Source organism: Riemerella anatipestifer, from assembly GCF_009932355.1.
Classification (GTDB): Bacteria; Bacteroidota; Bacteroidia; order Flavobacteriales; family Weeksellaceae; genus Riemerella; species Riemerella anatipestifer_E.
Genome location: NZ_LEKU01000034.1, coordinates 1 through 9,892, shown reverse-complemented (window position 1 = coordinate 9,892; position 9,892 = coordinate 1). Strand labels below are relative to the sequence as shown.

Annotated in this window: 8 protein-coding genes; 4 read left to right on the top strand and 4 right to left on the bottom strand. The window is 34.1% G+C overall.

Annotation, left to right across the window (positions count from 1 at the left end; genetic code table 11):
• Positions 1–380: 380 nt before the first annotated feature.
• Positions 381–1,205 carry a DUF5694 domain-containing protein gene (locus GXW81_RS10190; RefSeq protein ID WP_154469522.1) on the top strand — a complete coding sequence of 275 codons (825 nt, stop codon included), beginning with the start codon at positions 381–383 and terminating at the stop codon, positions 1,203–1,205.
• 306 nt (positions 1,206–1,511) lie between these two features.
• On the opposite strand, the gene GXW81_RS10185 is transcribed toward GXW81_RS10190, so the two are convergent.
• Genes GXW81_RS10185 through GXW81_RS10170 form a run of 4 tightly spaced genes read right to left on the bottom strand, consistent with a single transcriptional unit; the run spans position 1,512 to position 5,472 of the window.
• Entirely contained in the window at positions 1,512–2,672 is a 1,161-nt protein-coding gene (locus GXW81_RS10185) for an ABC transporter permease (RefSeq protein ID WP_052911697.1), read from the bottom strand.
• A 7-nt stretch (positions 2,673–2,679) separates the two neighbouring features.
• Complete coding sequence (locus GXW81_RS10180) at positions 2,680–3,636, bottom strand: HlyD family secretion protein (RefSeq protein WP_052911698.1); 957 nt, start codon at positions 3,634–3,636, stop codon at positions 2,680–2,682.
• A gap of 13 nt (positions 3,637–3,649) precedes the next feature.
• A complete protein-coding gene (locus tag GXW81_RS10175) occupies positions 3,650–5,032 on the bottom strand; it encodes a TolC family protein (protein ID WP_052911699.1) in 1,383 nt (460 codons plus the stop codon).
• Positions 5,029–5,472: a MarR family winged helix-turn-helix transcriptional regulator gene (locus GXW81_RS10170; protein WP_161532217.1), complete on the bottom strand. Its 444-nt coding sequence runs from the start codon at positions 5,470–5,472 to the stop codon at positions 5,029–5,031. The genes GXW81_RS10175 and GXW81_RS10170 overlap by 4 nt, the downstream gene beginning before the upstream one ends.
• A gap of 537 nt (positions 5,473–6,009) precedes the next feature.
• Here GXW81_RS10170 and GXW81_RS10165 point away from each other — a divergent pair.
• The 3 genes from GXW81_RS10165 to GXW81_RS10155 all read left to right on the top strand — a co-directional run bounded on the left by GXW81_RS10165 (position 6,010) and on the right by GXW81_RS10155 (position 9,516).
• Positions 6,010–6,813, top strand: coding sequence for a hypothetical protein (locus GXW81_RS10165; RefSeq protein WP_161532216.1), 804 nt, complete (start codon positions 6,010–6,012; stop codon positions 6,811–6,813).
• A 249-nt stretch (positions 6,814–7,062) separates the two neighbouring features.
• Positions 7,063–7,563 (top strand): heme-degrading domain-containing protein, encoded by a 501-nt coding sequence (locus GXW81_RS10160; protein ID WP_161532215.1) that lies wholly within the window; start codon positions 7,063–7,065, stop codon positions 7,561–7,563.
• Positions 7,564–7,797: 234 nt separating this feature from the next.
• Positions 7,798–9,516, top strand: a complete 1,719-nt coding sequence (locus GXW81_RS10155) for an ATP-dependent endonuclease (protein WP_161532214.1) — start codon at positions 7,798–7,800, stop codon at positions 9,514–9,516.
• Positions 9,517–9,892: the final 376 nt, after the last annotated feature.

Genomic DNA, 9,892 nt, shown 5'->3' with positions numbered 1-9,892 from the left:
GTTGGTTACCAAGTGATGAAGAAATTGAACTTACTGAATATGATATTTAAAAAAGCCAGCAGGCAACAAGGTATTACCGCAAGCGGGGTTTATTTCTTTTTTAGAAAAATTTGTTTACCTTTGAGGTGTGGTATTTTAGTTGAAGTTGGGTGCTAATAAGCCCCGCCTTCGGCAATACCCGGACCGATGTAGCGAAATCCGCTTCGCTCCTTTCGCTACATCGGCTCGGCGGCTTACACCGCCTGATGAGCTCGTCGCTTCGCGAACTTCGCACATCAAGCGGTTTTGCAAAATTCCCTCTCGGAAGCAGAGCTTCCAGAGGAAACTTCGCAAAGCCGCCGAGCCGTTAGCTGCAATTATAAAAATAAACCTACATAAAAATGAAACAACTTTTGACATTCTTATTTTTTTTAACAATACTAAATCTTTTTGCACAAAATGTGCGTTATGAAAAACAGAATATTTATAAAACTAAATTTGACGATGCAATTCCTGTATTAAATGTAGCAACTTTTCATATGGGAGAAACTTCTGACGCAAACTCAACAGACTTTGATGAAAACGACGAGAAAAATCAGCAAGAAATTAAAAAATTAGCTAAATTATTAGCTGAATTTAAGCCCACAATTATTGTTATCGAAGATTTACCTAAAAATGATAGTATAAGACAAATTTCATATTTAGAGTATCTAAAAAATCCAAAGAAAAAATTTGTAAATCCAAATGAAATAGAATTGTTAGCTTATGAAGTTGGAAGACTTAGTGGTGCAACAAAGATTTATGGAATTGACTTCAAAGAAGGGTATAACTACAATATAAATGTCATTAATAGTGTAGATTCTACGACATTAGATAAATATGCTTTATTAAGTGATGAAAATGATGCAAAAAATCCAGAGAAAGGAATTCCTTTTTATGATTTATTTAAATTAAATAATCATCCTCAATATTTGGAAAGTCTTATAAACTTTAATGCTGATTTGTTATTATACAATTCAAGTAAGAATAATTCTGAAGGCGCAGACGAGGCAGGTAAATTTTATCATCGAAATTTAGTAATGTTTTCAAATCTAAATCAAATTCCTATGACCAAAGACGATAAAATATTTATATTGATGGGGGGAACTCATACCGCTTTCTTTATGGACTTTTTAAAAAGAAGCCCCAAATTTAAACTTGAAAACACTTTTGATTACCTAAAATAACCGCAGCTAACATAGTATTTGCAAAAGGCGGGGTTAAGTGATAATTGAAAATTTGCTTATAATTATCCGCTCCTGCTTTTCCGTATTACTTTTTTTCTTAAATTAGCAATACGGAAAAAGCATCCGCTTCGGTTGGTCGAAGTTGAACTATTCATTCAATTTAGCCTGCCCTTCGCAAATACTTTTTCCGTTAGTGGCAATGGCAGAACAACCGTACCCCTGAAATTAAACGGCTGAAAAATAACAACCTGACACAGAAAAAAATAATAAAAATCTACCACACAGGATTTTTTTGCAGTACAAAATTCAACCTTGCTTCAACACCTTTTTCCTTTTAAAATACAAAGCTACATAAGACAAAACCGCACAAACAAGTCCAATCCAAATCATAGCCCAAATTGCACCCGAACATTGGGACAACGTTCCTTCTTCAATAAGCAGAATTCGGAATGCCTGTAAGAAATGTGTAAGCGGAATCACGTTTGCAACAGCCACAACCCAATCGGGCATTTGCGAAAGCGGCCACGTAAATCCACTCAAAATAAAACTCGGAGTGGCTATTACCATCAATATTTCGGTTGCTTTGAGCTGACTCGGAATCAATATGCTTACCAATATCCCGATAAAACATACCGACAACACGAAAATTCCCGCTACAAAGGTCAAAGCACCTAGATTTTCATAAAACGGAATCCTGAACCAAAACGTAAACAGATAATACAAGATCCAAATACCGAAGCTCATTATCAGATACGGAATTATCTTAATTGCCATTATTTTGAGTAGGGATTTGTTTTCCGAAACCAAAGTTCTGAACGTTCCGTTTTCGTATTCCGAGGCAAACGACAAAGCCAAGCCTAACAGCAAAACCTGTTGCAAAACCGTAGCCAAAATGCCGGGCCACAAAAAGTACATATAGTTCGTGCTTCGGTTGTATTTTTTGATAAACGTGGTTTTGAACGGCTCATATTGCGACATTGCCACACTTTCAGGCATTCCTTGTTTTTTAAGAGCTTCAATCTGAACTCCCGCTTTAAGTGTTCCTAAACAAATCTGAATGGCAGTCGAAGCATAATTGGCTGTTAAAACATTCGAAGTATTTACAATGGTAAGCACTTCGGGATACTTTTTGGTCATAACCTGCTTTTCAAAATCTTTCGGAATAATCACAACCGCAGGAATGTTATCGTTTTCCGCTACAATTTTAGCTAAATCGTTCTGGTCATAACGGATAAAAGCCACGTTCAGAACCTCATTATCCTGCATCATTTCAATAGCTTTTCGGCTCATCTGACTTTGGTCTTCATCAACCACCACAACAGGCAAATCGGTAACTTTTCCTTTCTGGTAAACAAAGCCCAAAAGTATTCCGTACATAATCGGAGCCCCAATAAAAAGCAACCGAAGCACACTGTTATCCCAAAACAAACGGAATTCCCTTTTTATAAGCGAAAAAAAGTTTTTCATTTGATTTTTATTTTAACAGTTCTAAAGTAACCGTAGTTTTCGTAAACAAATCTTTGGTCTGACTGATATCAACCGGACTGATTTTTATCTCAAAAAGACTCTCCTGAATTTCGTAATCGGGATAAGCCGTTGCAATATTTGCATAAGCTCCCAAAGCCTTAACCGAAATTACTTTTCCCTTAACCTGACTTTTGTTATAGACTATATTGACAGTTACTTCCTGTCCTTTCTGAACCTTTGAAAGCTGGCTTTCGGGAATCGTAAAACGGAAATAAGTCGATTCCGAAATCGTTCCGCTAATCAAGGTATAACCGGGAAGCGCCAGCTCCCCTACTTTAAGCGTAATAGACTCTACCGTCATATCCTGTGGAGCAATGATATACCGCTCGGAATCCGCAACCGAAACCTCCTGCAAAGCTCCCAAAGCTCTTTCCTGTTGTCCAAAAGCCATTTTTTGCTGTTCGATTCTCGCTCCGTATTTCACGTCCGAAATTTCAGCCTGAACAGCCAGATACTGCGATTGAGCCCCCTGATATTTAGCGAAAGCCTCATCATACATCTGTTGAGAAACCAACGAATCTTTAAGCATATTTGACAATCGGTTAATGGATTTTTGAGCCAGTTCGTACTGTTCTTTCAATGCTTTTTGTTTGGCTTCTAGCTGTTTGAGCTGATTGTCCGTAGCTCCTTTCAAAGTCATATCATATTGGGCTTTTGCCGACTGAACCGCTCCTTCAGCCTGACTTTTTTTGGCATCGACTTCAGGAATGTCCAAAATAGCAAGCGTATCGCCTTTCCTTACAAAATCTCCTTCCTGAATACGGATTTCAATGATTTTTCCCGGAATTTTCGATACGATTCCGATTTGCTCCCTTTCGATTTTTCCCTGAATAACCTCGGCTTTCGGCTTACCACAACCGACAGCGGAAATCACTACAACTAATAATAAATATATCTTTTTCATCACTTTTAATAAGTTAGTTTAAAATAGTTTTGGTTAATTCTCCTGTTACGGAAAGTGTTTCTAAAGCGGACAGCCTTTGCTCTACTAAAATCTGAATTTTATTGGCTGATGCTTTAAACAAATCGTTCTCCGCTTCCAATCTTTCGGAAATGTTGATAAGCCCTTCCTGATATTGCCTTACAGCCATATTCAGATTGTTTGAAGCTACTTTTTCATGTTCCAGACCAATTTGGTATTTCTTATTCTGAACCCTGTAATCCGCCAGGTTATTTTCCAAAAGCAAAGCAAATTTCTCTTTCGCATCATCTAATTGATTTTGCACCTGTTCCGCATTTATCTTGGCTTCGTGGATTTTGTGCTTACGTTCAAATCCGCTGAAAATCTCCCACTTCATCGAAAGTCCTACCATCCAATTCGGACTCAACGTAAGTTCATTCATTCTTCCGTAAAGTCGGGAATTTACCATTGGAATTTCAGGTGTAATCATCGTAGCGTCAAAAAGGCTCGCATAAGTAACACCTCCGAATGCTCCCAAAACAGGAAGATAGCTCCCTTTTTCTTTCTTGACCATATAATCGGAAGCCTTCTTGAATGATTCCAAGGCTTTTAGCTCTTGTTTGTTTTCAACCGATAAATCTTCCGAAATCACATAAGGAACAAGTAAATATTCTACTTCTTTGATTTGGTTTTCGGAATATCCCGTGAGGTAATTTATTTTTTGGTAAAGGACTTTTCGTTTTCCTTCCATTTCTATCTTTTTGGATTGTAATTCGAGATTTGCCAATTTGATTTTGTCCCTGTCATACGGAATGGCAAGTCCTTCTTCGATAGCCCTTTCTACTCTTTTGGCTTCGGTAGCCAATCGTTTTTCGCTGTCAATCAGCAATTTTTCGACTTCGTTCAACAAGTGTACTTGGTCAAAGGAATGAATCACTTCTTTAATTAAACTTTCTTTTTCAGCCTCGGAAAGATAAGCCGTTCCGATTCGTTTTTGCTCCAAAGCCTTTGCTCCGTTTTCAATCTGAAAACCACTAAACAAAACCGTTTTTGCCATCAGGCTACCCATCAATAAGTTTCCGTAACTGTCAAACGATTGCTTTCCGTCAAAAACCGGCTGATTGATAACCGGAATGTTTCCTGTCGGTAAATCGAGCGTTATTTTCGTATCGAAATACATATAATTTGCCGAACCTTCTACTTTCGGAATGTATTTGTTCCAAACACTTTTCTTTTCCGTACTGATTTTTTCCACTTCCAAATCTTTGTTTCGGATAGAAGCGTTTTTGTCGATTGCTTTCTGAATTGCTTCCTGCAAAGACGGGCTCACATCAATTTGAGCCTTTCCTTCAAAAGCCAAAAGGCAGGCAAGTATAGGCAGTAATTTTTTAATTCTCATTTTACCTCTAAATTTTGATATATTTTATGAAACACTTCTTTTACTGTCACTATATTTTCTACACTGATTCCTTTTATGGATTCTTCGACGGTAGCATTGACAAGATTCATAACTTTTTCCTGTATTTGCTTTCCTTTTTTTGTCAGAAAAATCAAATTAGACCTTCTGTCATTTACATCGGGTTTCCGGTCGACCAAACCGTCTTTTTCCATATTGTCAATCAAACGGGTTACGCTTGGTCTGTCCCGAAAGCTCTTATCTGCCAAATACTGTTGCGAGCAACCGTCATTTTCCCACAAAACAGCCAAAATAGACCATTGCTCCTTGGTTAATTCTACTCCGTTCTGTCTGAAATTCTTATTCAAAACACGATTAAATGCCTGTGGTGTCCTGCTCGTAAGCAGATTGTAAAAATCCTGATATTCTAAAATTGATTGCATAACCAACTGTTGTTTATGCAACAAAAGTATAACAAATTTTTCAAACAAGACTGTTTTTTGAAAAAATTAACTTTTGGAGAAAAAGCAAAAGTTTTTTTAGTCTTTTGATTTACAGATAAATGAATCAAACAAAGAGTAAACAAACAGCCACAGCCACTAACAAGGGTTTTGCAAGAGAGCGGGTTAAGTGCTAAATTCAACTTTTGTGCTTCTATTCCGCAAAAACCATTTTTTATTTGTTTGAAAAGTGTAAATTAGCAAATAAAAAAATGGTTTTGCTACGTTGGTGCTAAATTGAAAGTTTGTGCTTTCTAATCCTCTCCCTCGCAAAGCCCCGAACCGATGTAGCGAAATCCGCTTCGCTCCTTTCGCTACATCGGCTCGGCGGCTTACGCCGCCTGATGAGCTCGTCGCTTCGCGAACTTCGCACATCAAGCGGTTTTGCAAAATTCCCTCTCGGAAGCAGAGCTTCCAGAGGAAACTTCGCAAAGCCGCCGAGCCGTTGTACGACATTTTATCAAAAAATACCTACAAAGTATGGAAGAAATTAATGAAAATGATTTTGATGAATTGATAGAGATTATAAATGAAGAATATGACAAAAAAATAAATCAAAATATTGAATCACACAATAATAATTTTAAAAAAAGTTTAAAAAAATTTGATGAAATAAAAACGTTATATTTTCTATTATCATATGTTGTAACAAACGATAAAGAATCGGAAGAATTGAAAGGTAGACATTTTTTTTGTGAAAAATACTTAAGAGTTGTTGCAGATAATTGTTATGAGCTGAAACAATTGTTTGAGAAAGGTTTACATATTCAATTTCAACTTTTGTTCAGAAGTCAATTTGAATTTCTTAATACTCTTATTGCTTTTGTTGGAAGTGAAGATTATTTTAAAATTTACTGTAGAGAAAATGACAAAAATTTTATTTTAACTCCAAAACCTATAAATACTGAAAAAGCTCTTAAAAAAATTCTGAAAAACCATATTAAGGGAGATTTTGATGCTTTTTGGTCTACATTTAATCTAATTTTAAAGAGCATATATTCTCAATTATCGACTAATTCACACGGAAATATTCCGTCAATAGCTCTTCAATCATATCAAGGAAGGAAAGACAATACTGAAATTTTTGATGAAAATTTTTGTGGAGTTGAATATCCATTAAATGTTACAAAGGAAATAGTAAAACAGTTTTTCCATTATTCTCAAATTGCAGGGAGTATTTTAGTTAAACTGTTGGATGAAAATGATATGTTAGATAAGAATCATTTATTCTACAACTATATATATTTAAGATCAAATAAATTTGAAATAATAACTATTGAATAAAAAAACGTCGTACAACATAGTATTTGCAAAAGGCGGGGTTAAGTGCAAGGTTAAAAATTTGGGAATAATTATCCGCATCTGCTTTTCCGTATTACTTTTTTTCTTAGATTAGCAATACGGAAAAAGCATCTGCTACGGTTGGTCGAAATTGACCGATTGGTTCAATTTAGTCCGCCCTTCGCAAATACTTTTTCCGTTAGCGGTAATTTTAAGAACCGAAATGCAAAAAACAAAAGAATCACAAAATTTATGAAACGAATATTAATTATTTTAGCCTTGACAATATTTAATTTTGGTGTGAACGCACAAACAAAAAATGAAGTAATGAAAAAAATAGAAGTAGACAGTTTTGATAATAGAATGGCTTTTGATATGGGTTCAAAAGTGTTGGAGTTGGCTAAAAGTAGGAATCAAAATATTGCAGTAGAAATAATTAGACTAAACCATACGGTTTTTCTTTATGTTGACGACAATTTACCAATGGATAAACACAATTGGCTAAGACGAAAAGCTAACGTTGCTAAACAATTTGAAGAAAGTTCATTAAGTGTTAAGAATGACTTGAAAGATGGGAATATGACATTGAAAGAGACCTTTGCACTTGACGAAAAAGACTTTCTTGCAAAGGGTGGAGCAATCCCAATCTTTGTTAAAGGTGCAGGTATGGTTGCAATTATTACTGTTTCAGGATTGCACGACGAAGAAGACCATAAAATAATTATTGACGCATTAAAAGGAAAATATTTCTAGACAAAAAACTACCGCTAACATAGTATTTGCAAAAGGCGGGGTTAAGTGCAGGGTTGAAAGTTTGGGAATATTTATCCGCTTCTGCTTTTCCGTATTACTTTTTTTCTTAGTTTAGCAATACGGAAAAAGCATCCGCTTCGGTTGGTCGAAATTGAACTTTTCAGTCCAATTTAGCCCGCCCTTCGCAAATACATTTTCCGTTATAGGCAATTTAACTAAAAACCATAAATGTATATGAGAATCAAGGAAATAATTCTCGATAATTTTAAAGCATATAATTATGTCTCCTTTGATTGTAATCAAGAATTTAATTTCATCGTTGGTGAAAATAACGTTGGAAAATCAACTCTTCTAGAAGCAATACAATTATGGAAAGCTGCATTCGATAAATTGATTCAGGTAAACGGAAAACAATTCTATGGTCAAGCCTCTCCTTGTTATCTGAGTTTTGATAGTCTTTTTTTCTTAAGATTAAGAGATGACAATGATATATTTAACAAGCCATCAAGAAAAGAATTATCAATTACAATTACATTTTGTCATTTAGAAGAAATAATTCCGTTAAAAATAACTCTTGAAAAGCCAGGAATTCCAAATTCATATTTTAGAATCAAATATGATATTACACAATTTAACAAATTTAAAGATTTAGTATTAGGGTTTGGATTAAATTTAAGAGATGCTATTTTCATATATCAAACTAGACCTATATTTCATTCTATAAAAAATGAACCTTTTTACAATAACGCTCAACTTCTAAAAAAAATTTCTTTAGGCAAATCTCACGAAGTAATACGAAATAAAATTTTGAAATCAGAGAAGACTGATACTAAATTTCAAAATTTAGAAAATCGATTAAATAAAGTTTTTAACTCAAATTTCTCTATCAAGTTAAAAAATAGGAGCAAACAAGAAGAAGAATTTGTAAGATTAACAATTCAAGAAATTGGTAAAAAAGAGGTTGAAATATCTTTGGTTGGTAGCGGTATGTTACAAATTATTGAAATATTTTCAACTATTGAATTTATTAATAAAAGAGAACATTGCGTTAATTTACTTTTAATTGATGAACCCGATTCTCATATTCATTCAAATTTACAAGCTAATTTATTAGATGAACTAAGGGAAAACACAAATTATCAAACATTTTTGGTTTCACATAATGACCGTTTAATAAATAAAGCAGGAGAAGGCGAACTGTTTTTTATAAATTCAAAATCTATAGAGGAAGGTAAAATCACAAGTTTACCTGTTTCTTCTTATTCATCTGTTAATAATGAATTAGCTAATAAACTATTAGCGTTAAGCGATGTTGAAAAGAAAAAAATCATTATAATAACAGAAGGTAAAACTGATAAAAAAATTATTGAAACTGCATTTTGTAAGTTAAATCCTAATGTAGAAATTCCATATCATATAATACCTTCAGGATTAGAATTAGAAGAAGATAAAAGAACAGGAAATGCTGATACAGTAAGACGTACAATCGAATTTATTTCCTCAATATCTAATGATATAAAACTGGTAGGTCTTTTCGATAATGATCGCGAAGGTAATGAGCAATTTAAAGGATTAAATAAGAAAATATTCGAAAATCACAATATTGATAACATTTCAAGAAAGCATAAAACAAAATCAGTTTTCGGTATGATATTACCAACTCCAAATTTTAGAAGTGAATTTGTTACTCAAAATATTACTCAACGGTATTTTGTTATTGAACACTATTTTTCAAATGATATTCTTGAAGAAAAAAATATGAAAGGGGAAAATATCTTAACAACAAATATATTTGAGATATCAGGAGATAAAAATGAATTCTCTAAAACAATTGAAGAATTAGATTCAGAACATTTTGCCGAATTTGGTATATTATTTAATGCCATTGATAATCTTTTTGTTCCTCTTGTAATAGATGAGGTAAGCCCATTAGAGTTAGTTGAAGAAAATTAAACTGCCTATAACATAGTATTTGCAAAAGGCGGGGCTAAGATGTTGAATTGAAAAGCAGGAATATTTAGCCGCATATGCTTTCCAATTCAACTATTTTGATTAATTTAGTTTCATTGGAAAAGCATCTGCTCCGGTTGGTCGAAATTGAACTTTCCAGTCCAATTTAGCCCGCCCTTCGCAAATACTTTTCCCGTTGCCTGCAAGCTGGAAATGGAACTAATAGGAAGAATTGATAATAGAAAAATATATTACGTTCAGATAAGAAATAATTCTGAATGGAGGTTTTCTTTGCCAAAAAATGACTGGGTTGTTTTTATAATAGCAAACAAAGAAGACGAGGAGTTAGTTCCACCGACAGTAAAAATATGTATGGACA

Coding starts and splice junctions, on each gene's coding strand:
- GXW81_RS10175 (WP_052911699.1), bottom strand. CDS start 5,032: ATGAGAATTAAAAAATTACTGCCTATACTTGCCTGCCTTTTGGCTTTT.
- GXW81_RS10190 (WP_154469522.1), top strand. CDS start 381: ATGAAACAACTTTTGACATTCTTATTTTTTTTAACAATACTAAATCTT.
- GXW81_RS10180 (WP_052911698.1), bottom strand. CDS start 3,636: ATGAAAAAGATATATTTATTATTAGTTGTAGTGATTTCCGCTGTCGGT.
- GXW81_RS10185 (WP_052911697.1), bottom strand. CDS start 2,672: ATGAAAAACTTTTTTTCGCTTATAAAAAGGGAATTCCGTTTGTTTTGG.
- GXW81_RS10160 (WP_161532215.1), top strand. CDS start 7,063: ATGAAACGAATATTAATTATTTTAGCCTTGACAATATTTAATTTTGGT.
- GXW81_RS10170 (WP_161532217.1), bottom strand. CDS start 5,472: ATGCAATCAATTTTAGAATATCAGGATTTTTACAATCTGCTTACGAGC.
- GXW81_RS10165 (WP_161532216.1), top strand. CDS start 6,010: ATGGAAGAAATTAATGAAAATGATTTTGATGAATTGATAGAGATTATA.
- GXW81_RS10155 (WP_161532214.1), top strand. CDS start 7,798: ATGAGAATCAAGGAAATAATTCTCGATAATTTTAAAGCATATAATTAT.